16 protein-coding genes are annotated in these 23,076 nt (G+C 55.7%); 5 read left to right on the top strand and 11 right to left on the bottom strand.

Features of this window, described 5'->3' with window-relative positions:
* Nucleotides 1-6: 6 nt before the first annotated feature.
* From ACN0YD_RS01445 to ACN0YD_RS01415, 7 genes are all read right to left on the bottom strand, one after another.
* Nucleotides 7-1,809 carry an acyl-CoA dehydrogenase gene (locus tag ACN0YD_RS01445; RefSeq protein ID WP_417316860.1) on the bottom strand — a complete coding sequence of 601 codons (1,803 nt, stop codon included), beginning with the start codon at nt 1,807-1,809 and terminating at the stop codon, nt 7-9.
* Between the two features lie 142 nt (nt 1,810-1,951).
* Nucleotides 1,952-3,745 carry a SulP family inorganic anion transporter gene (locus ACN0YD_RS01440; RefSeq protein ID WP_417316859.1) on the bottom strand — a complete coding sequence of 598 codons (1,794 nt, stop codon included), beginning with the start codon at nt 3,743-3,745 and terminating at the stop codon, nt 1,952-1,954.
* 20 nt (nt 3,746-3,765) lie between these two features.
* Entirely contained in the window at nt 3,766-4,206 is a 441-nt protein-coding gene (locus ACN0YD_RS01435; RefSeq protein WP_417316858.1) for a TIGR01244 family sulfur transferase, read from the bottom strand.
* Nucleotides 4,207-4,269: 63 nt separating this feature from the next.
* Nucleotides 4,270-5,133: an MBL fold metallo-hydrolase gene (locus ACN0YD_RS01430; RefSeq protein WP_417316857.1), complete on the bottom strand. Its 864-nt coding sequence runs from the start codon at nt 5,131-5,133 to the stop codon at nt 4,270-4,272.
* A gap of 244 nt (nt 5,134-5,377) precedes the next feature.
* A complete protein-coding gene (locus ACN0YD_RS01425) occupies nt 5,378-5,590 on the bottom strand; it encodes a helix-turn-helix transcriptional regulator (protein ID WP_417316856.1) in 213 nt (70 codons plus the stop codon).
* A 7-nt stretch (nt 5,591-5,597) separates the two neighbouring features.
* A complete protein-coding gene (locus ACN0YD_RS01420; protein WP_417316855.1) occupies nt 5,598-6,074 on the bottom strand; it encodes a hypothetical protein in 477 nt (158 codons plus the stop codon).
* A gap of 174 nt (nt 6,075-6,248) precedes the next feature.
* On the bottom strand, nt 6,249-7,187 hold the full coding sequence (locus tag ACN0YD_RS01415) for a homocysteine S-methyltransferase family protein (RefSeq protein WP_417316854.1): 939 nt from the start codon (nt 7,185-7,187) through the stop codon (nt 6,249-6,251).
* Nucleotides 7,188-7,416: 229 nt separating this feature from the next.
* Between ACN0YD_RS01415 and ACN0YD_RS01410 the strand changes: the two genes are divergently transcribed.
* Complete coding sequence (locus tag ACN0YD_RS01410) at nt 7,417-8,022, top strand: TetR/AcrR family transcriptional regulator (protein ID WP_417316853.1); 606 nt, start codon at nt 7,417-7,419, stop codon at nt 8,020-8,022.
* Between the two features lie 36 nt (nt 8,023-8,058).
* Nucleotides 8,059-10,692 (top strand): cation-translocating P-type ATPase, encoded by a 2,634-nt coding sequence (locus tag ACN0YD_RS01405; protein ID WP_417316852.1) that lies wholly within the window; start codon nt 8,059-8,061, stop codon nt 10,690-10,692.
* 57 nt (nt 10,693-10,749) lie between these two features.
* Here ACN0YD_RS01405 and ACN0YD_RS01400 read toward each other — a convergent pair whose 3' ends face one another.
* The 4 genes from ACN0YD_RS01400 to ACN0YD_RS01385 form a co-directional block, all read right to left on the bottom strand.
* The gene (locus tag ACN0YD_RS01400) at nt 10,750-13,140 is read right to left on the bottom strand and encodes a TonB-dependent receptor (RefSeq protein WP_417316851.1); all 2,391 of its coding nucleotides are present in this window, start codon (nt 13,138-13,140) and stop codon (nt 10,750-10,752) included.
* Nucleotides 13,141-13,584: 444 nt separating this feature from the next.
* Nucleotides 13,585-14,643: a sodium:calcium antiporter gene (locus ACN0YD_RS01395; protein WP_417316850.1), complete on the bottom strand. Its 1,059-nt coding sequence runs from the start codon at nt 14,641-14,643 to the stop codon at nt 13,585-13,587.
* A 364-nt stretch (nt 14,644-15,007) separates the two neighbouring features.
* Nucleotides 15,008-15,853: a 3-keto-5-aminohexanoate cleavage protein gene (locus tag ACN0YD_RS01390; RefSeq protein ID WP_417316849.1), complete on the bottom strand. Its 846-nt coding sequence runs from the start codon at nt 15,851-15,853 to the stop codon at nt 15,008-15,010.
* Between the two features lie 3 nt (nt 15,854-15,856).
* Entirely contained in the window at nt 15,857-17,182 is a 1,326-nt protein-coding gene (locus ACN0YD_RS01385; protein WP_417316848.1) for an aspartate aminotransferase family protein, read from the bottom strand.
* Nucleotides 17,183-17,304: 122 nt separating this feature from the next.
* On the opposite strand from ACN0YD_RS01385, the gene ACN0YD_RS01380 reads away from it, so the two are divergent.
* From ACN0YD_RS01380 to ACN0YD_RS01370, 3 genes are all read left to right on the top strand, one after another.
* Nucleotides 17,305-18,234 (top strand): LysR family transcriptional regulator, encoded by a 930-nt coding sequence (locus tag ACN0YD_RS01380; RefSeq protein ID WP_417316847.1) that lies wholly within the window; start codon nt 17,305-17,307, stop codon nt 18,232-18,234.
* Nucleotides 18,235-18,443: 209 nt separating this feature from the next.
* On the top strand, nt 18,444-21,320 hold the full coding sequence (locus ACN0YD_RS01375; RefSeq protein WP_417316846.1) for a TonB-dependent receptor plug domain-containing protein: 2,877 nt from the start codon (nt 18,444-18,446) through the stop codon (nt 21,318-21,320).
* A 95-nt stretch (nt 21,321-21,415) separates the two neighbouring features.
* A complete protein-coding gene (locus ACN0YD_RS01370; RefSeq protein WP_417316845.1) occupies nt 21,416-23,065 on the top strand; it encodes a gamma-glutamyltransferase family protein in 1,650 nt (549 codons plus the stop codon).
* The last annotated feature ends 11 nt before the right edge of the window (nt 23,066-23,076 follow it).

Here is a 23,076-nt window from a genome sequence, read left to right as displayed (position 1 = left end):
CGCTCCCTAGAACCAGCTGTCCTGCATATCATAGGCGCTTGGTTCGAACTCCGTCAACTGCCGGGCCTGCAGTTCTGTCTGGACCAGTTCCCGGTTCATAAAGTAGCGGGCCGTCTGCAGTTTGCCGGCATAATAATCCGCCAGTTGCTGATCCGGGGCGTTCCCCAGGCCCACCTGGGCCGCCCGGCACTGGCGCACCAACATCCAGGCAATCACCACCCGCCCCATAAAATCCAGATAGAGGGTGGCATTGGCCAGAGCCAGATCAACATCCCCGGCCATTTTCCCGGTCAGTATCCGGGATGTCTCTTCCACCAGCCCGAGGCTTTCCTGCAGCGGTCCACAGATCCCCTCTTCCACACCGGCTTCAGCCGCCAGACGCACATCCTCGGCGATTGTCTCCAGCAGGGTCTTCAGGGCCGAACCATTGTCCAAAACGATCTTGCGGCCCAGAATATCCAGCCCGTGAATGGCTTCCGCCCCTTCATGGATCGGATTGAGACGGTTGTCCCGGTAATATTGCTCCACCGGATGTTCCCGGATGTAACCGGCCCCGCCCAAAATCTGAATGGCCATTTTATTGGCCTCGAGGCCATATTCAGAGGGATAGCTTTTCACGATCGGTGTCAGGAGATCAAGCAACCCCAGCAAGCTTTTCTTTTCCGCTTCATTCTGCGCCATTTCAAGGCGATCCACAAGCTGGCTTGCATAGAGACACAGGGCAAGGCTGCCTTCCGTATAGGCTTTCTGGGCCAGAAGCAGCCGCCGCACATCCGCATGCCCGACCAGTGCCACCTGCGGGCTTAAGGGATCCTTGCAGGACGGCAGGCGGCCCTGCTGCCGTTCCCGGGCATAATTCAGACTGTAATGATATCCGGCCACACCCAGCATGGCGGCCCCGAGGCCAACCCCGATGCGGGCTTCGTTCATCATCTGGAACATATAGAAGAGGCCCTTGTGCGGCTCACCAACCAGAAAGGCCTCACAATCCCCCTCTTCACCGAAATTCAACACCGTCGAGGTGGTATGGCGATAGCCCATCTTGTGCAGCAGGCCGGCCAGTTTCACATCGTTGCGCGCGCCCAGGGAACCATCTTCCCCAACCCTGACCTTGGGACAGATAAACAGGGAGATCCCCTTGACTCCGTCAGGCGCCCCCTTGATACGGGCCAGCACCATATGCACGATATTCTCGGTAAAGGACTGGTCCCCGCCGGAGATAAACATTTTCTGGCCCTTGAGGCGATAGCTGCCGTCGGCCTGAAGCTCCGCCGTCGTACGGATGTCAGCAAGGGCGGATCCCTGCCCGGGTTCGGTCAGGGCCATGGTGCCCGCAAACCGGCCGTCGGTCATGGGCAGCAGGAATTTCTCGATCTGCTCTGCGGACCCGAAGCTGCGGATCAGGTTTCCTGCCCCAATGGTCAGCATGCTGTAACCGGCAAAGGCCACATTGGCACCATAGAAAAACGACATACAGGCATTGCTGAGAACCTGCGGCATGTTCATGCCCCCGTAATCCGGGTCATGGTGAGCGGCCAGAAATCCGGCCTCGGCAAAAGCCCGCCATGCCGTTTCCATTTCCGGCAGCAAGTGCACCTGTTCGCCGTCAAACGTCGGTTCCTGACGGTCCCCTTCCTGATAATGGGGCAGATAATGATCCTCGGCGACGGCCCGGGCCGTTTCCAGAAAGGCGTCAATGGTTTCCGGCGAATAATCCGCGTAAATCCCGGAAGAAAAAAGATTCTCACATTCCAGAACCTGCTGAAGCTGGAATCTGACCTCCCGCATATGGTCAAACAAAAATGACATTTTTTTCCCTTTTTCCCGACCCCAAACACCCTGTGGGGCAATATTATTTTCTTTACGCCACACAATGGCGGCGCGCCTCTGTCCGGGAAGTATATTCAAACGACCGTTTTAGTTAAAGGAAAATCGAAACTTTACACAAAATTCAAATCGACGGATCAAATCCGCTTCGTTTCCGGGTGGCCTCGTTTTCCCGGTTTTTAAGGGATCGCGCCGCCATTTCCGCCAATTCCGGCGCCAGCGCCTGCATGGCGTCAAACTGTGAAAGAAACACTTCGCCGGTAAGATCGTCAAGAAAACGGGAACGTTTCAGGCGGTCCATGACCGGGCCCTTGACCTCCGACAGGTGGAATTTCACCCTGGCGTCCTTCAAGAGGTGATTGATCGCCTCCAGGCTTTCCAGGGCGCTGGCGTCAATGTCGTTGACCGCCGGGCACATGAGGACCACATGGCGGATTTCCGGCTGCGCGGCCACAAGCTCGTAAATACGATCTTCGAGAAAACGGGCGTTGGCGAAATACAGGCTTTCATCAATCCGGAGCGTCACCAGTTCCTTGCTGGTCAAGACCTGGTGACGGTTCACATTACGGAAATGTTCGGTACCCGGCACCTGACCGACAATGGCGCAATGGGGCCGGCTGGTCCGGTACAGAAACAGCAGAATGGAAAGGCCGACACCCAGCACTACACCAACCTCGACCCCGAACCCCAGCGTACCGAGGATGGTCGCCAGCATGGCGAGAAAATCGCTTTTGGAATAACGCCAGGTCTGGCCCAGCATGCGGAAATCCACCAGCGACAAAACCGCTACAATGATGGTCGCCGCCAGGGTTGCCTTGGGCAGGTGATACAGAAGCGGGGTCAGAAACAGAGCCGCCAGACAGATTCCGACAGCGGTAAAGGCACCTGCCGCCGGGGTGCGGGCCCCGGCATCGAAATTGACCACCGAGCGGGCGAAACCGCCGGTCACCGGATAGCCCCCGGAAACCCCGGCGGCTACATTGGCGGCACCAAGCCCGATCAGTTCCTGGTCTGCATCAATGCGCTGACGGCGCTTGGCGGCCAGGGTCTGGGCGACGGATACGGATTCCACAAAACCGATAATGCTGATCAGCACGGCCGATCCGACCAGACTGCTCCACAGGTCCATATCAAAATGCGGCAGGGTCAGGGGCGGCAGGCCAGTGGGAATATCCCCGACAATGGCCACGCCTCTTTCCCCGAGACCAAAAACCAGTACCGCCAGAATAGACAGGGCCACGGCGCCGATGGGGCCTGCCTTGGCCAACTGTCCCGCCAGACGTTCACCAATCCCAACACGCATCAACAGGGGTTTGAGCCCCTTGCGCACCCAAAACAGGAACAGGGTCGCACTCACCCCGACGGCCACCGTAAAGACGTTGAGGCTCTTCAGATGCTCGGCAAGCGAGAGAGCTATTTCCAGCAGGTTATGGCCGGAGGCTGGAATGCCGAAAATATGTTTGAGCTGGCTTGCGGCGATGATAATCCCGGACGCGGTAATAAAACCGGAAATGACAGGGTGGCTGAGGAAATTGGCGAGAAACCCGGCCCGGAACAGCCCGAGGATAATCAGAAAAAGTCCCGAGATAAAAGCCAGCGTCAGCGCCGCTGTCAGATATTCCGGCGTACCGGTCTGGGCAATCCGGCCAACTGCCGTCGCCGTCATCAGCGAGACCACCGCCACCGGCCCCACCGCCAGCGCCCGGCTGGTGCCGAACAGGGCGTAGGCCACAAGCGGCAGGATACTGGCGTAAAGCCCCACTTCAGGCGGCAAACCGGCCAGCAGGGCATAGGCCAGAGACTGGGGGATCAGCATGATGGTGACAATGACGGCGGCCATAAGGTCGTCGATCAGAAGGCCGCGGCTGTAGCTGCGACCCCAGTCCAGGATCGGAAAATATCGGCGCAGGCCGGTCATGTCAGGGATCCCGGGATTGCCTAATTATCCTTACATTCGGGACCGGCACAGGCGCGAATGCGGGGCGCCAGACCTGACAGGTCATATCCTGCAGTACTGCAGGCGTTGAGAATAGCTTCCGGGTCCTGTTTTGCCGCTTCGGACAAAGCCCAAAGACAAGCCGCCCGGGTGCCGGATTTGCAGAAGGCCAGCACCGGGCCGCTGCAGCCTTCAACAGCCTTGTCGAACTCCGCCACCTGGTCATCGGAAATCTGACCCGGCACCACGGGAATATGATAATAGTTCATACCGTGCTTTTCCGCCGCCGTCTTCAGTTCGTCGGATGACGGCTGGCCGGGCCCTTCCTGATCGGGACGGTTATTGATCACGGTGTGATACCCTTGTGCCGCCGCCGCCTCGATATCGGCGACGGTGAGCTGGGGGCTGACAGCCACTTTTTCATTCAGTTTCTTGATACTCATTGCTTTTCTCCAGAACGGCAGCAGCCGCAAAAAATTCAATATCATGGTTTGATTATACCCGCTTTACACCGCATCCACCGGAATCTTCAGGTAGCGGATACCATTGTCCTCCGTCGGCGGTAACTCGCCCGCCCGCATGTTCACCTGCACCGAGGGCAGGATCAACCGCGGCATGTCCAGGGTCTTGTCCCGCGCAGTCCGCATATTCACAAATTCATCCTCGGTTATCCCCTCATGAACATGAACATTGGCGGCCTTTTCCTCAGCCACCGTTGTTTCCCACAGGTATTCGTCCCGGCCCGGCGCCTTATAGTCATGACACATGAACAACCGGGTTTCGCCAGGCAAGGCGAAGATCTTCTGGATCGACCTGTACAGGGTTCTCGCGTCGCCCCCGGGGAAATCGGCCCGGGCGGTCCCGTAATCCGGCATAAACAAGGTATCGCCGACAAAGGCCGCATCACCGATCACATAGGTCATACAGGCCGGGGTATGGCCCGGGGTGTGGATGGCCGTGGCGACCAGGGAGCCAATGTTAAAGGTAGCACCGTCCTCGAAGAGCACATCAAACTGGCTGCCGTCGCGTTCAAACTCGCTGCCCGCATTGAACAGTTTACCGAAAGTTTCCTGTACAATCAGAATATGGGAACCGATGGCAAGTTTGCCACCAACCTTTTCCTTAAGGTACGGCGCCGCCGACAGGTGATCCGCATGGACGTGGGTCTCCAGGATCCATTCCACCTCAAGCCCCTGTGCGCGGACATACTCGACAATCTCGTCTGCAGCCTTCGTGCTGGTGCGGGAGGAATTGGGATTATAGTCCAGCACGGAATCCACAATGGCGCATTTTGACGTTTTCGGATCGCTGATCACGTAACTGACCGTATAGGTAAATTCGTCGAAGAAAGCCTTTGCCTCGGGTTTCATCTGATCTTCTCCATAAGGGTCTTTTTCTGCTTGCTGTAGGGGGGTCAGGAATGATGCGCACACGGCTGATCGGTTCCTCAACATGGATCTCATTCATGGTGGCTCTCGCTTTATTGTGACTTATATAATTTATATATGTCATTTTACACAAAAAAAAAGTACTAGCCTGAATCTGCATAAAAAAGGTGCGCCAAACCGCACCTTTCACTTGACTAACCACACCCATTGACGGGCCGGTCCGTTATTACATTTCAAAATGGAAAACCTCTTCGAACGGAAGGTCGAACTCCCGTACTATACGAAAAGCCAGCTCAAGCGACGGGGCGTATTTGCCGGCCTCTATGGCGTTGATGGTCTGGCGCGTGGCCCCGACCCGGGAGGCCAGTTCCTGCTGGGTCATTTTCTGCACTCCGGTCCTGAGCTCACGGATGCAGTTTTTCACCTGTCCCTTGGTCATGGCACCCTCACAGACGATAATAAATCAAGCGGGAAACTTCCTTGACCATAGTGGCCACCACCAGCATGCTGAACAGCATAAAGACCAGGTCCGCCGAAGTGCTGACAGTCAATATCGCCGGGGTATTGTCTGGAAAATAGGCGGCCAGGAACTGGCAGATGATCAGGATATTAATGGCCAGGCCATAAAAGATCACCTCGTTCCGATTGGCACGGGCGGAAATGGCGATGTCCCGTTCATCCAGTTCCAGTTCTTCACTCTCCGCGGATCGCTGCTCCAGGATGGTCTGAACAATCCGAAAGACCACTGTGCCAACCACGATTAGAACCACTGCAGAGGTGACGAGCTGGCCATAGATAAAGAACAGCTCCTTCATCTCATAATCCACAATCTGGCCACCGGAAAGCATGCGGGCCAATAGAAGGTAAAAAACGATGCCTGTGCCAATCAGCGTTACCAGGCTCTGTTTCTCTGTGTTGGTCATTTCAATCCCTTCTCATGTAAAATATCTTTTACATAAATGGGGATATAATCGGAAAATGTCAAACATTTTTTACATAAAAAGTAAAATATCTTTTACAATACAGTCTGGCCCGCCATAAGAAAACCTGTCGCAGCGAACTGCGACAGGCTCTTCAGGGTAGTAGGGAGGGGTCGTTTACCCCTGAAGATTACGACAAATTTCTGCCACATGGCGATGATCGGTACCGCAACATCCCCCCACCACGGCAAGATTTGAAAGCCGGTCTTTCAGGTCCACATGCCGAACACCCAAATCCTGCGGATCCCCGGCATCAAGCTCCTCACTGGCCTCCAGCTCTTCATGGCTCTTGGTCGAGGCATTGGTCCTGAGCCCCCGGATACGATCAAGCCAGGGCCCGCCTTCGAGAATAAAATCGAAATGGGTCGGGTGAGCGCAGTTGATCATGTAATAGGCAGGACCGTTTCCGGTTTTGCTGTCCACATATTCGATGGCTTCCCTGAGGGACTGGCCGGACGGCAGACGCCCGTCGGTCTCCAGGGTGAAACTGATGGCCACGGGCAAATCGTGATCCCGGGCGGCCAGTACGACGCCGGCGGCTTCCTCTGCATGGGTCAGGGTGAAAGCGGCGACCATGTCCACCCCGACTTCGGCCATATGGCCAATCTGGACGCTGTGGTACTCCCGAGCCTGCTGCACACTCAGCAACTGATCAGGGTTATAGCCATCCCCGGCCGGGCCGAGATTGCCGCTGATCACAAAGCGGCTTTCCGGCGTTTCAAATTTTTCCCGGATGTTTTTCAGCATCTCGATGCTTTTATGGTTGAGACGGCGCAGGTCGTCATCGGAAACACCCAGGGCGCGCGCCCAGTTGGGGCTGGCCTTGTAGGTGGGACTTTCCAGTACAAAGCCCATGCCATTGTCACAGGCGATCTGTACATAGTTCAGATAATAATTGTAAAGCGCCCGAAATCCTTCTTCCGTATCCAGAAGCGGAAAGGCGGCAAATTCCGGCAGGTCAAAACCATTGTCGAAAATCAATGTGGTTTCAAGCCCCCCGTCGGTCAGAAACAGACCCCCCTCCATCTGGGGCAGGTTATGGCTGTATTTGCCCAAAACACTCTCCTTTGTGTCAGTTATATCCCGTTTTCATATGTTATTTTTAGTGCCCCTCTTATGTCAGGAGAGGCCATCCGGGACCAGTGCACTCATGGTAGGGTTGCGGCAATTATTTTTTCCCGGTTATTTTACAGCGCCTTACATGACAATGACATGTTTTCGATATATAACTTCTCCCTGAAAAGTCGAAAAAACTGTACTATAGGTACAGTTCCCGGAGAGAAATATGGGCAGAGGCCACCAGACAAAGGAAAAAATACTGGACCTTGCAGAAGCCGCCATTCTGCAAAAAGGCTTTCATGCCACCTCGATCGAGGAACTGATCGCCGCGGCAGAAATCACAAAAAGTGGCTTTTTCTATCATTTCAAGGACAAGAACGAACTCGCCCGACACCTCCTTCTTCGATATCTTGAGCGGGACGATCAGATTTTTACGGAATTGATGGCGCGGGCGGACGAACTCAGCGATGACCCCCTGCACAGCTATCTGATCATGATCAAACTGCTGGCGGAAATGCTGGAAAATCTCGACACCACCCATCCGGGCTGCCTTGTGGCTTCTTTCTGTTACCAGGAACAGCTTTTCAGCGAGGAGATAAAGCAACTCAATGCCAGGGGCGTTCTGGTCTGGCGCGAAATATTCCTGAAAAAACTCGAAATTATCGCCGAGGTCTATCCGCCGCAGGAAGAGATCGATCTGGAGGGGCTCGCAGACCTCTTTACAACCTTGGTGGAAGGTGGGATTGTCATGTCAAAGGTCCTGAATGATTCCCGGATGCTGCCCAAACAGGTGCTGTTTTACCGGGATTATATCAAAAGGATATTCAGCTAGTTACTTTCAACTCCGGATATTGTCAGCGTCCCTCCCATGGATATCAGCACAGATCTTGCAGATAAAGCAAACACCCCTTCCTGGCACGCCATCAGCGAACAGGACGTCCTGGAACGCCTGAAATCCAGCAATGCGGGCCTTACCGGCGATCAGGTCGAAATACTGCGCCAGACCTATGGACCAAACCAGTTGCCGGAAGGCAAGGGCAAGCATCTGTGGCAGATCATCCTCAGTCAGTTTTTAAATCCGCTGGTGTATCTGCTTTTGATCGCTGCCCTGCTGGCTTATGTGATCGGCGAACGGGTCGATTCCTATTTTATTTTTGGCGTTCTCGCCTTCAATGCCCTCATTGGCACCTTTCAGGAATGGCGCGCGGAGGAAAGCGCCAAGGCACTGCAAAGCCTGGTACGCACTCGCACCCCGGTTCTCCGCGATGGCCACTGGCAAACAGTAGACAGCATCCAGCTGGTCCCCGGCGACATCACAAAACTGGAAGCCGGCCAAAAAATCGCCGCAGATATCCGGATTCTGACGGGCCATGAACTGAAGGCCAATGAATCCCTTTTGACCGGCGAGTCACTTCCCGTCGCCAAAACCCCCGAACTAACCCTGCCCGAAAAACTTGTTCTGGGTGATCGGACCAATATGCTGCATGCGGGGAGCGAACTTGAAACAGGAGCCGGGACAGGCGTTGTCGTGGCTATCGGCATGCAAACAGCTCTCGGCAATATCGCCGAGGCCCTGACCGTCAAGGAAGCAGCCCGTCCGCCCCTGATCGAACACATGGAAAGGTTTTCCAGGCGCCTGATGATTTTTACCGTTCTCGTGATGCTGGGGCTGGGCGGATATCTGTATTTTGAAGGAGAAACCCTGGTCTCCATTTTCATGCTGGTGGTCGCCCTTGCCGTCGCCGCCGTGCCCGAAGGCCTTCCGGTTGCGGTCACAGTTGCCCTGGCCGCGGGCATGCACCGCATGGCCCGCAAGAATGTCATTATCCGGCAGATGCCGGCAGCGGAAGGACTTGGCGCCTGCAGCCTGATTCTCAGCGATAAAACCGGCACCCTGACCCAGAACCGGCTGAGCGTGACAACGGTCTGGCTCGCCAATGGCACCTCCTATGACCTGACTGGAGAAGAGGTGGACAGAAAGGATCGATCTCCTCTTTGGCGGGCCGGCGCTGTTGCCGCCTTATGCAACGACACCGTGGAAGACACAGAACCCCTGACCGGTGACAGCGTTGATGTGGCCTTCATACGTTTCGCCCAGAAAGTGGGCCTGCGCCAAAAAGCCCTGCTCCGGCATTTTGAAAAAACAGCCTCTATCCCCTTTGATGCCCAGCGTCGATATGCTGCCACTTTCCACAAATTCGGCAGCCAGACCCTGGCTGCCGTAAAGGGCGCCCCTGAGGCACTGGCAAAGGTCTGCACCCCGGATCACGGCACCTGGCTCACTCAGGCCGAGCGTATGGCGGCAGAAGGATACCGGGTTCTGGCCATTGCCGGCGGCAAAGTCGACGGACAGGAAGCTGACAACCTCAAGGGACTTCAATTTATCGCCCTTGTCGGCTTGATAGACCCGGTCCGCCCTGAAGTTCCCGACGCCGTGGCTCGCTGCCGGGGGGCCGGGGTTGATGTACGTATGGTGACCGGGGATCACCCGGAAACGGCGCTGGCGATCAGCCGGGAACTGGGTATTGCCACCTCAATGCAGGAAGTTGTCACCGGTGACGAGCTAAAAGCGCTGGCAAATGACAGTGCCCGGTTACAGGAAAAGATCCTGAAAGCCAAGGTCTTCGCGCGAGTGGAACCTCTGCAGAAAAGGGAAATCGTCAAGATTGCCATGGAAGCCGGACATTTCGTTGCTGTCACCGGAGACGGAGTCAATGATGCCCCGGCCCTGAGGGACGCGCATATCGGTGTGGCCATGGGACTGGGCGGCACAGACATGGCCCGAAATGCCTCCGACCTGATTATTACCGACGACAATTTTGCCTCCATCGTCGACGGCATTGAGGAAGGACGGGTTGCCTATGCCAATGTGCGCAAGGTGATCAATCTCCTGCTCACCACCGGCCTCGGGGAAGTCATCCTGTTCTTTCTCAGCCTGATGCTGGGACTGCCCCTGCCCCTGACCGCCGTCCAGCTTCTCTGGCTCAACCTGGTTTCCAACGGCATCCAGGATGTGGCCCTGGCCGTGGAAAAAGGGGAACCCGGCCTGATGCAGCAGCCTCCACGTCCCACGACCGAGGGCATTTTTAATCACCGTATGCTCAGACAGATCGGCGTTCACGGTCTCTATATCGGTATTGCCGCCTGCGGGGTCTTCTGGTTTTCCTTTACCTATCTTGGCCTGAGCGAGTTTGAAGCCCGTAACCTGACCCTGCTGACCATGATCCTGTTCGAGAACGCCCATGTCCTCAATTCCCGCAGCGAAACCCGGTCGGTCTTTAAAACGCCCTTCACGGCGAACTGGTGGGTGATCGGTGCTGTGTTCCTGACCCAGATTCTGCATGGGACAGCCATGCATTTCCCGGTCACTCAAAAGATTCTGGATATCGCGCCTATTTCACTGGTGACCTGGTTCGAACTCCTGGGACTGGCTTTGGGCCTGATCCTGCTCAACGAAATATTCAAGCTGCTATATCGCGGCTCTCCCGTAAAAAGACCATAAAAAAGGAGATGCGAAAATCGCATCTCCTGACTATGGTTTTGGTAAATCAGTTCTCGCTTAGAATTTAGCGCGAGCTGTCAGGCCGAATGTCCGCGGCTGGTTGGTGCGGAAGCCAAGACGGGCCCGGCCGCCACGTTCGCGGTCAAAGGACAGGTTGGCGTTTTCATCCAGAACGTTGTTCACATAAGCGACCAGTTCCCAGGTCTCCATGACCAGGCCAGCGCTCAGGTTAACCGTCTGATAGCTGTCCAGTTCCAGGTCCACAATTGTTGCATCCGTACCCGTTGCACCACCGAACGGCAGGCCGGATACGAATGTACCGGCACCCGGTTCCTGGTCAGACGGCTGGGTAAAGATGGTGCCGCGATGCTGGAAAGTTGCGGACACATAACCTTCAGCGCCATCGCTCACGGATTCCAGCGGGAAGTAGTAAGTAGCCGTCGCCGCAAAGTTGAACTCCGGTGTGGACGCCAGACGGTTGCCGTCCCGCACACCGCCGAGGACCGTACCGGTGCCATCCCTCACAGTAGAATCAAACCGTGATTCCACAAGGCTGGTGGCGACGGACAGGTCCAGACCTTCGGTCGGCCGGAACTTGAACTCACCTTCAAGGCCCATAGTGTAGGCATCAGGCACGTTGAAAGAAATCCTGGACGAACAGGATCCGGCGTCCAGCGTGACCTGCAGGTTATTGATTTTGGTATAGAATACGGCGGCATTCAGGGACATATTATCCGTTTTCATTTTCGCACCGGCTTCATAGTTCCAGGTTGTCTCGTCACTATAATCCTGGAAGTCGCCAAATATCTCGAGATCCTGTGCGGAACAAAGCGGTGTATTCAGCGGATCGTTGACCCCGCCAAGGCGGAAACCTTTGGAGACCTGGGCATTCAGGGTCCAGGTATCGCTGGCATCATAGCTGAGCAAGACACGCGGAGAGAAACCATCGGATGATGTACTGTCTTTCTGACCAACAATGCCGCTGCCGAACAAGCCAACGATTGTCGCTGTACGATCTTCGTTATAATCGTAGTAGCGGCCACCAATTGTTATCTGAAAACGCTCGGTAGCGTCGAAACTGACTTCACCAAATACGGCCGTCTGCTCCAAGGTATAGTCCAGTGTCGAATAGTAGGGAGAATCAGCCGGACCAACCCCCGCAGAAGTCGCGGCCGCAGTCCCGGCACCCAGAACGGCATCCGTATAGGCGTCATACCCCGGGGTTGGCAGGAACTGTTCATAGCCACGGTCGGTGTTGGCATAGAAGGCGCCGACGACCCACTGGAAGAAGCTGTCGTTGTTGGAGCTCAGGCGGACTTCCTGGGTGATCTGTTCCACCTCGGTAGTATCCCGCAGGTTGGACGGCAGCATAACAGCCGCATCCGGATACCCCAGGTCAATAGATACACTGCCTGTCAGGGCACTGGCGTCACGACTGACCAGAATTTCGCGGTCTGTGTAGCTGGTAACGGATGTCACATCAAAACCATCAAAGCTGGCTTCGATGGTCGCATCGGCAATCAGGGTTTCGTCCTCGAATGCCTCGCGCAGAAGCAGGAACTGCTGACGCTCGTTGAAAGTCACCGCCGGACGGGTGGTGGTGAAGGGGTTGGCATAGAGGTTAAAGACTTCCTGACGGTTAAAGCCGTCCATGTCAATCTTCTGGTAAATCACGCGCGGGGTAATGGCCCATGTCTCACTGGGCTCAAAGCGCAGGGCGATACGACCACCGGTACGGCTGCCGCTGTTGACATTCTCATCAATGCTGCCGCCTTCACGCAGGGCATCAATATAGCCGCCATATTCTGTGTGATAACCAACAACACGGATGGCTGCCTTGTCTTCGGCAATGGGCGCATTGACCATGCCTTTGACGTGACCGCCGACACCGCCACCATCGATGACATTCAGCTCACCTTCAGCGGTACCTTCAAAACCCTCCAGGTTTGGCTGGCTGGTAATATAACGGATGGTCCCGCCAACAGAACCGGACCCGAACAGGGTACCCTGCGGGCCACGCAGAACCTCGACACGGTTCAGGTCATAAAGATCCAGGTCCGGGGTAAACAGGGACAGGGAGATCACGGATTCATCCAGATAAACTCCCACCTGCTCCTTCACACCGGGTTGGTCGCGGACAATCTGTCCGGCAGAGACCCCACGGATCGCCACCTGGCTCTGTCCCGGGCCCAGGTTCTGGATCATCAGGCCGGCCACATTGCGGGCCACATCCTCAAGATTCTGGGAACCGGTGCGCTGGATATCCGCCCCGGTCAGGGCATTGATGGAAAAGGGCACGTCCTGGATCGTTGATGCCCTTTTTGTTGCGGTAACGGTGATTTCCTCCAGCACTTCATTGCTTTCCTGTGCAACCACCACGGCATTCATCATCATACCTGTGACTGCTGCAGTACCTGCAAGTGCTATAAATTTTCTGGTAAGTTTCATGTTATTTTATCCTCCGACTATATTTCATGAAATCAGTTACGCAATTGAATGATTCCGGCACACCCCGTACAGATACTATTGCCGGAATACGGGTAGCTCCTGAAATTGCCCCGCTGTTACGTGACGTGCCTGATGGCACGACAGAACAACCCCAGGAAAATGACCTAGGTTTTTCTTTTCAAAACATGTGAAAAAGAAAGACGTTTCCAACTATTTATTATTTAAAAATATCCCCGTTTCTGACTTTATATGCCAGAAGACTATTTTTATTTACTTGCCCGGGTTGTACACCAGAGGTATGTGCTTTGCAATAACAATGTAACATTTTTGCATATCAGCCTTTTATACTACTGTGATTAATTTTCTTTAATAATACAACCTTTGCTGGTAGGTAAATTCCGAGCAACATCCACAACGGCCGCGGGAAAACCGCGATCCGTCCTTCTATCGCAGATGGTAAAAAACCACCAGACTGGCCAGATAAACCAAAAGGACCAGGATTGAGTCCAGTCCCATCCTGAACATCTTTCTGTGATGGCGGATTAGCAGACCCAGGCAATAGATGGCTGACACCACAATACCGGTCCCGAGGGCAAACGCCGCCGACGCGTCGATCCGGTCCAGTATCGGTCCCTCACTGTAAAAGATATCAGCGGGCAGGATCAGAAACACCATAATCAAATTGCTGCCGAGGATGTTGGAAATGGCCATGGTATAGGAGCGGATGCGCACTGCGGCGATGCTGGTGCTGAGTTCCGGCAGGGACGTGGTCGCCGCCAGCAGGGTCACCCCGATAAAGCTGCTGCCGAGACCGGTCTGTTCCGCCAGAACATCCGCCGTATGCGTGAGCAGCACACCGACCACAAGAATGATCCCGGCAGCCAGGGCAATCGCCAGGCCAAAACTGTGAAAGGGCAGCTTGTCATAGCGGTTGTCGCGGCCAGCGCCCTCCTCCACTTCGGGGTTCGGCAGGTCAACCGGGTTCCAGACGTCCCGGGTGACAAACCTCTGAATGATAAAGATGGAGAGCAGATAGAGGCCGGCAAGCAGAATGCTGGCCACGCCGACGCCGCCAATGAGCTCCACATCGCCTGTCATGGAGACAATCAGCAAACCGGCCAGCATCAGGATGATAAACAGGCCCTCAATCACCGGTGTTGGCTTACGGGGAAAACTGGTCAGGGCCGCCTGTAGAACAAACATGTCAGCCACGGCAAGGATGGCCGTCTGCATGCTGATCCCGCCGAACATATTGTTCAGCGCGAGTTCGGCATTTCCAGCCAGGGATGCGGTGATCGTCGTCACCATTTCCGGGAGTTCCGTGATGATGGCAAGCACACCAAGCCCCATAAGGGCCCGGGCGATTTTGGTTTGTTCCGCCAGAGCATCCACAAGATAGGACAGGCGTGTTCCAGTCATCCATATGACTACAGCAAAGATGCCGAACAGGAGAAGGTTCAGCACCATGGGCAGGCCTTGAAAAAAGCTGGATATTTCTGCCATTTTGATTTGTGTTCTGACGTTAACTGGTTGCCCAGTCTAGCCCGCGTAACACGGCTTGAGAAGCCTCTTATGGCATGACCCGGCAAGTTGTCCTCAATTACCCTGAACAGGCCAGCGATGAGTCAGACAGCCGGATTAGAGACTCGCGGCGCCTTTTCGACCTGTTCCGTCTGCCTTCCGGCCGGAGAACAGAATGAAACTTTTACCGAGATTCCCCACCTGCACCACTAAAAAACTCATAACTCTCGCATCTGTCAGAACATGAACTCAAGCTTATGTTATGGTATAACCATAGTTAATTATTTACTAATACAGAATAAACTGATTTCTCTAAAAGAACAGGGAACCATGCTCTTCGAACAGATTAGAGGGGGAAAAAAGCATTCCTGATGTCATCGGCGCGGGCCGGCAACCTGCCGGTCGGCCCCAGACGGGAAACCAACTGTTCAATCAGGGCGGCATTGTCCGGGGCAATCGTCCCGTCCTCCATCAACAGGTTGTTTTCGAAGCCGAGACGAGCGTGCCCGCCCAGGTCTGCCGCCTTCTGCATGGCGTCGAGTTCGGTCTTGCCGAAACAGCAGCAGGTCCAGGGAAAACCAATCTCGCCGGCCGCCGCCAGAAAAAGGCCGAGCTCCGCCGGATCACCGGTCAGGTCTGCCGCATAGCGGCCAAGGACAAAAAGCGCCGACGGATGATCCTGACCGAATACCCCCTGACGACGCATCTCTTCAAAGCGTGTCAGGTCTTTGGGGTCATAGAGAATAAACTGGGTCCAGATATGTTCTGCAACACACCAGGAAAAGAAAGCCGAGGCATCAGACAGGTCATCGTCCGTGGGACAAATTTCGCGAAGAGCGAGGGACACCGCCTCGGGTCGAAGATCACGGACCAGGGCCATCTGCTGGTCACGATTGTACATGCCCACGGCTTCAGTGGTGACCTGCAAAACCAGATCGTTCCCCAACCGCTCCCGGATCGCACCAAGGGCCGTCCGGTAACGATCCGCGTCCAGGCTGTGCCTGCCCTCATCGTCCCGGACATGGAGATGCAGCACTGACGCCCCCGCATCCCGTATTCTTTCCGCACAGTCGGCAAGCTCCATCGGAGTCATCGGCAGGGCTGCATGATCCGCATGGGTGCGCCGCGCCCCGTTGGGCGCAGACATGATCATAATTTTTTCACGGGCAAAAGCCCTGAAATCGCCGGTCATGGTTCAAGCATACCTCTGGCTGCGGATCACATCATCCAGTTTGTCGATCAGTTCCTCCACATGCCGGTCCTCATAGATAAAGGGCGGCGCCAGCAGGATGTGCGCGCCTTTCCAGCCATCGGCTGTACCACCGCCCGGATAACAGATCAGCCCCTTTTCCATGGCCGTATTTTTCAGTTTTTCAGGCAGTTTCAACTCAGGAGACGGCGGTTCCTTGCTGCCCTTGTCCAGAACCAGTTCAATACCGATAAACATGCCCCGCCCGCGCACATCACCCACATGGGCAAAATCCTGAAAACGTTCACGCAAGCCGAGGCGGATCTTTTCACCGGTCTCCATGACCCGCTGGAGAAGCCCCTGTCGTTCGATCACCTGCATTACGGCGACACCGGCGGCGCAGGCCGTGGGATGGCCCACATAGGTATGACCATGCGCGAAAGAACCACTTCTTTCGACAATGGTGTCGTGGATATGGCCCCGGCAAATGGTGGCGCCCAGAGGCTGATACCCCGCGCCGAGTCCCTTGGCAATTGAGATAATGTCCGGGCGGATGCCCTCCTGTTCAAAGGCGAAATAGCTGCCTGTGCGGCCGCAACCACTCATCACCTCATCAAGGATCAACAGCACGTCATATTTGTCGCAGATTTCCCGTATGCGGCGGAAATAGCCCTCTGCTGCAGGCACCACGCCAAGCGTCGCTCCCACAACCGGCTCGGCGATGAAGGCCGCAACTTTCTCCGGTCCGGCCTTCAGAATGGCCGCCTCCAGGATATCCGCACAGCGCTCGCCATAGGCCTGCTCTGTTTCATCAGGCTTTCTGTGTCGGTAGGCATAACAGGGATCGATCCGGGGCCAGTCATGCAGCATCGGCCCGTAGGTGATGCGCCTGCCGGGGTTGCCGCTGAGCGAAAGCGCGCCCAGCGTATTGCCATGATAGCTCTGCTCCCGGCTGATGACGATACTGCGTTCCGTTTGGCCAAGCGCAAACCAGTATTGTCGCGCCAGCTTGATGGCGGTTTCATTAGCTTCCGACCCGCCGGAAAGGAAGTAAACCCGGGCATCCTTTTCCCCGAACCGTTCCGCCAGCATGGCCGCCAGCTGTTCCTGGGGCTCGTTGGTAAAAAAGGCCGTATGGGCAAAGGCCACCTTGCCGACCTGATCCCGAATGGCATCGATCACTTCCGCATTGCCGTGTCCTAGACAGGAGACCGCGGCACCGCCACTGCCATCCAGATAGGCCCTGCCTTCAGTGTCATAAAGATAGACGCCGTCTCCCCGCGCCACGCAGGGGTAGGCATGTTTTGGCGACCTGTAAAAGACCTGACCCATAAATTATTCTCCAGCAGTCAAATTCGGCACATTGTTCAGGTATTTTTTAGTATTAGTCAAATTCAAAATATTGCCACTTTAATAATCTATGGTTATACTCTATCCAAAAGCAGGCAAGGAGTATGACTATGCGTTTCCGCCAGATTGAAGTTTTTCATGCCGTCATGACCAGCGGCACGGTTACAAAAGCCGCTAAAAGCCTGAGGGTTTCACAGCCTTCCGTGACCTCTTCCATACAGCAGACGGAGCAGGAAATCGGCTTTCCGCTGTTTGACAGAACCGGCGGCAGGCTGACCCCGACGGCAGAGGCCCGCATCCTCTTTGAAGAGGTCAACCGGGCCCATGATTCCCTTGTCGCCATCGAACGGCTGTGCGGCAGGCTCAAGGAGGGGGCGGCCGGACATATCCGCGTCGCCGCCACCCCGGCTATTTCGCAACGCGTCCTGCCCGTCGCCATTACCCGGTTCCAAAAGCAACACAAGCGTTTCACCTTCGATATTTCCTCTGAACATTCGCCGGTCATCCTGTCCAACCTGGACGAGCGGCCCATGTCCTACCACATGGGCTTCACCTTCGGTCAGGACGACCTGGACGGCATTGGCTCCATCAAGATTGCAGACCTGCCCATATACTGCGCCTTGCCGGTCAAATGGCTCGAGCGCCTGCCGGTAAAACCGAAAGAAAACAAGCCGTTGGACCTGGAACTTCTGCGCGATTTTCCCTGCGTCGAACTCTATGAAAACGAGCCCCTGGGGCAACGGGCGAGATCCTTGTTTCTGTCCGCCGGCGTATCTCCGCATAATGTGGTCCGGGTACACGATCATCACATGGCCGCCTCCCTGGTGCATAACGAGATCGGCTTTGCCATCCTTGATGCCCTGGCCATCCATAACCTGACCAGATCAGAACAAAACCCCGGCATTGCAACCTTCCCCCTGGAGAACAAGCCAACCCTGCCAGTCACCGCCGTCTTCTCACAAAAAAGGAACCTGTCCTACCCTATGCGTTACTTTGTGGATTGTGTGGTTTCCGCCATCAAGGAAGTGGCCTGAGCGGCGCAGGAAAAAGGAGCCCCGGATTGCTCATTTGTTTCCTCAATAGAAATATAACTTCAGTCTATGGAATGTTAAATATCATTGATCCATTTTCGGATTTGGGTTTAGCTATTTTCGACTCATGACCATGAGACATGAGTCCGGTTCATAGAGGGACATAAACAAAACCCACACATTACATCCCGTGCACGGGATGGGAGGAAAACATGCATACCATCTTGAATAAATCCCTGAAGTCATTGCTACTGGCATCCACATCCGTCATGATGACGGCTGCTGTTGCCGGTGCACAGGAAGCCGCCACCGATGAATCTCTCGAATTCGAGGAAGTGGTTGTGGTCGGGACCCGCATCAAGGGCCTGTCCGAGGCCGCCCTGCCGGTTACCGTTATGGGTAACGCACAGATTGAGGCCGTCGGCGCCACCAACATGCAGGATATCCTGTCCTATATTCCGGCCATCGGCGATTTTGAATTCCAGGACGCCAATACCGGCACCAACGGTGCGCGTGGCGATGTGGCCGGTGTCAATATGCGCAGCCTCGGCTCCGGCAATACCCTGACCCTTATCAACGGCCGTCGCATGGTGGTCCATCCCACATTCCAGAACATCAATGACGTGCCGACCACCTTCTACAATGTGAACAGCGTCCCGTCCTCCGCCATTCAGCGGGTCGAGGTACTGCGTGACGGTGCCTCCGCCCTTTATGGGGCTGACGCCACCGGCGGTGTGGTCAACCTGGTGCCCTATACCAGCTATGACGGCATCATGTTGTCCGGCAAGTATGGTTTTTCCGAGAACACCGGCTATGACGAACTGACCCTGACCGCCCGCGGCGGCTGGTCGCTCAATGACGACAAGACCAAAATCGGTGTCTTCGGCACCTATTACAAACGCTCCGGCGTGGCGATTACCGAACTGGACAGTCTCTATGCGGAACTGGATCGCCGCGAGCATGACGAGATTCCGAATGAATGGCAGGGTGACAGCCAGTTGCGGAATGACTCCTCCACGACCCCTTATTCTGTCTTCACGACCGGCAGCCTGAACGCTCAGGGAACCTGGGAACCCACAGGAACCTATCATGTCAATCCGGACGGAACGACTTCCTCCGGCAGCGGCAGCGAACGCTATGACTATAACGAAGACGTCTGGATTACCCCGGAAGTGGACCGTTTCAATGCCATGGTCAACCTGACCCATGAGTTTGACAACGGCATTGAACTGTTTGCCGATGCCTTCTACTACAACTCCAAGTCCACAACCCAGCGCGCCGCCAGCCCTCTGGACAGCGGCCTGGCCTATATTATCATTCCGGAAGAAAATTATTATCTGCAGCAGGCCGCCGCTGCCAATCCGGATCTGGCAGGTTCCGATGTTCTCTTGACCCGGTATCGTCCGCTTGAACTGGGTCCGCGTATCATCGAGGTCAACCAGGATGCCTTCCGGGTGATGGCCGGCGTACGCGGCGACTTCCAGGGCTGGGACTGGGAAAGCGCCTTTATCTATTCAGAGGCAACAGCTGATGACGAAGAGTTTAATCGTCAATCCAAGAATCTGCTCTCTGCCGCCCTGGCACTGACAACAGAAGACGCCTTTAACGTGTTCGGCGGACCGGGCGCCAACTCTGAAGCCGTTCTGGAGAGCATCCGCATTTCCACAGTACAGAAATCCAAAACAACGCTTGCCAGCTGGGATATGAAGCTGACAAGGGACAGGCTCTTTAGCCTGCCCGGTGGTGACGTGGGGACCGCCCTCGGCATTGAATGGCGTCGTGAGTCCTATCAGGACGATCGCGATCCACGTCAGGACGGCAGCCAGCCCTACAGCTACGGTGACCTCTTCGACGAAAGTGATGTGGTCGGGGTCTCCGCCACTACAGACTCTTCCGCCAACCGCAATGTCTTTTCCGGTTATGGTGAGGTGGTTCTGCCTTTTGTCGGCGAACCCAACGCCACTTTCGGCATGACCGCGCTGGAATTCCAGATTGCAGCTCGCTATGAACATTTCTCAGATGCCGGTGACACCTTCAAGCCGAAATTCGGCTTCCGCTATGCACCGGTGGAAAGCTTCAGCTTCCGCGGCTCTTATGCCAAAGGCTTCCGCGCACCGAACCTGCCGCAGATGAACCAGGGTGATATCATTCGCCGCTCTCTTGGTGTGGAAGACCCATTGCGCGCAGACGTCACCGATCTGGATATCGATACCGGCGATCTATATCGCATTACCACCCGCCTGGGGAATAGCGAGCTGAAGCCCGAACATACGGATACCGTCACCCTGGGTGCGGTATTTGAGCCGACCGGCGCCCTCGACGGCCTGCGCATGACTTTCGACTGGTGGAAGATTGAGCAGGAAAATGTGGTCGTTATCCTGGATGCGGATTATCAGTTCGAGGTTGAGGCCCTGACCGGCACCAACCCCAATGTGATCCGCGCCGCCGTCACCGCCGAGGATCAGGCTTTGTTTGATGCCTGGAACCTGGCCAACCCGGATGACCAGCGCACAGCCGTCGGTGTCGCCACCAACGTCATCAGCCAGTATATCAATGCGGACAAACGCGAAGTTGAAGGATGGGATGCCTCCATTGAATACCGTACCGGCGAAACAGAGGCCGGCAGCTTCCGCTTCCGTGCCGACCTGAGCCGTCTGAGCAAGTTCACCCAGACTGCCGGTGACGTGGAAACCGATTATCTGCGTCGTAACGGCAATCCCGAATGGCGGGCAAGCGGCAGCATCAGCTGGATGTATGAAGACCTTACAACAACGGTGACCGTCAAACATGTGGGCAGTGTTTATGATACCTCCCTCTATGCCGATGCCGATAGCGGCAACAGTGGCACCATTGATGAGGAACTGGAGCGCGTCTACTGGGATGTGGACAGCTGGACCACCTTTGATGTGGCCTTCAAATATCGCTTCGCTGATACCGGCAATGCCCTTGACGGCACGGCGCTTGGTTTTGGTGTCCGCAACGTGGCCAACAAGCAGCCGCCGTTTGCCGACGAGGGCAACGGTTACTTTACCAGCCTGCACAATTCATATGGCAGGGTCTGGTGGCTGTCTGTCGCCAAGCAGTTCTGAGTTCCTGAAGCTTCCGGGCGACGGTTTCGACCGTCGCCCTTTTTCATGGTAAAAACAAAAATTTCAAAGATCGATATTGGGTACAGGATAATCTAATGGGCAAGCGTTCCACATTTATTTCCTTCATTATTTCCATCAGTCTGGTTCTGGTTTCCGCCTGTTCTGCGGAGCAGGAAAAAACCTTTGCCGGTGCCGTTTCCTCAGCCGCACCGGAGGCCACCGCCGCCGGGATCAAAATCCTCGAAAAGGGCGGCAATGCCATTGACGCCGCCATTGCCGTATCTTTGGCGCTGGGAGTGAGCGAACCTGCCGGCTCCGGTATCGCCGGCCAGACCGTGATGCTGGTTCATCCGGGAGGGGGCGGGAAGCCCTTTGTTATTCACGGCACCACCTGGTCACCGCGCCATCTGCCTGAAAATGTGACGAAGGAACAGCTTAGATACGGCCGCACCGCCTCCACTGTGCCGTCGACCCCCAAGGTGCTTGATCTGGCGTACCGGAAATTCGGTAGTGGAAACGTCAAATGGCAGGAACTGGTCGAGCCTGCAATCAAGGTGGCCCGGAACGGCTTCACCGTCGGCCCCTTTCGCCAGAAGGCTTTTCGCTTTTACGGCGACGACCTGAAGAAACAGGACACGGCCCGGGAAATCTTTGTCAAATCCGACGGCACTGATTATCAGGTAGGTGAAGTTGTTCGTCAGAAAAAACTGGCAAAGATGCTGGAGCACATTGCCGCAGCCGGGGCCCAGGATTTTTATACCGGCAAGATTGCCAAAGACATTGCCAGAGACATGAAAGAAAACGGCGGCTGGATCACCGAAGAGGATCTGGCCAGATTTCCCGAGCCCCGGATTGTCGAGCCGCTGATCAGCAGCTACCGCGGCCATGAGGTGGCCAGCCTGCCGCCGCCGTTCGGTGGCTGGGTCATGATCCAGATTCTCAATATTCTGGAGCAGATGGAACAGTCAGATCTGGAGCAGGATGACGACCGGCGCCGTCTTGGCCTGCTGGACGCCATGAAGCTTGCCCATGGGACCCGCAAAAACGATCCGGTGCCCAGCTTCACCGATTATGAGGAAAATATCAGCCGGAAAATATCCAAAGAGGAAGCCGCCCGCCTGCTCGCCGCTTGGCGCGACCAGACCGGCGGGGAAACCACACACTTCTCTGTGGTCGATGGTAATGGCATGGCAGTGGCGGTCACCCAGAGCATCGACAGCTATTTCGGTTCAAAAGTGGCCCATCCGGACTATGGTTTTCTTTACAACAACTATATGCAGGGTTTTCGCCTGAAGGATGACGGCAGCCCCTATGTGCTGAAGGCCTTTGAAATGCCCTATTCCTCCATGAGCGCCACGATCCTTTCCCGCAACGGAGAAGCAGAATTGGTTTTGGGCAGCCCCGGCAGCGCCCGCATTATTTCCGCCGTCGCCCAGGTCACAAGTCACTGGGTGGATGTGAAGGCTGGAGTGGAAGCCGCTGTCAGCGCCTTCCGGGTCCATGTGGTGCCTGACAACAAGGCCTATGTGGAGGGTCCGGAAGTCGGTACAGAGCTGCTCGCAGGCATGGCAAAACGGGGGTTTGTTCTGAAGCGCCCCAAATACGGGGTTTCCGACAGCCAGTATGACCCCTATTTCGGCGGCGTGCATGCCCTGGCTCATGAGAGCAACCAATGGACCGGGGCGGCGGACCCGCGCCGGGACGGCCTGGTGGGGATCGCCTGGAAAGAAGATTTAACTCAATAACAAAAGACTGA

It is taken from the genome of Emcibacter sp., assembly GCF_048269205.1.
Classification (GTDB): domain Bacteria; phylum Pseudomonadota; class Alphaproteobacteria; order Sphingomonadales; family Emcibacteraceae; genus Emcibacter.
The sequence above is the reverse complement of the archived record's forward strand: the minus strand, read 5'-3'. Positions and strand labels throughout refer to the sequence as shown.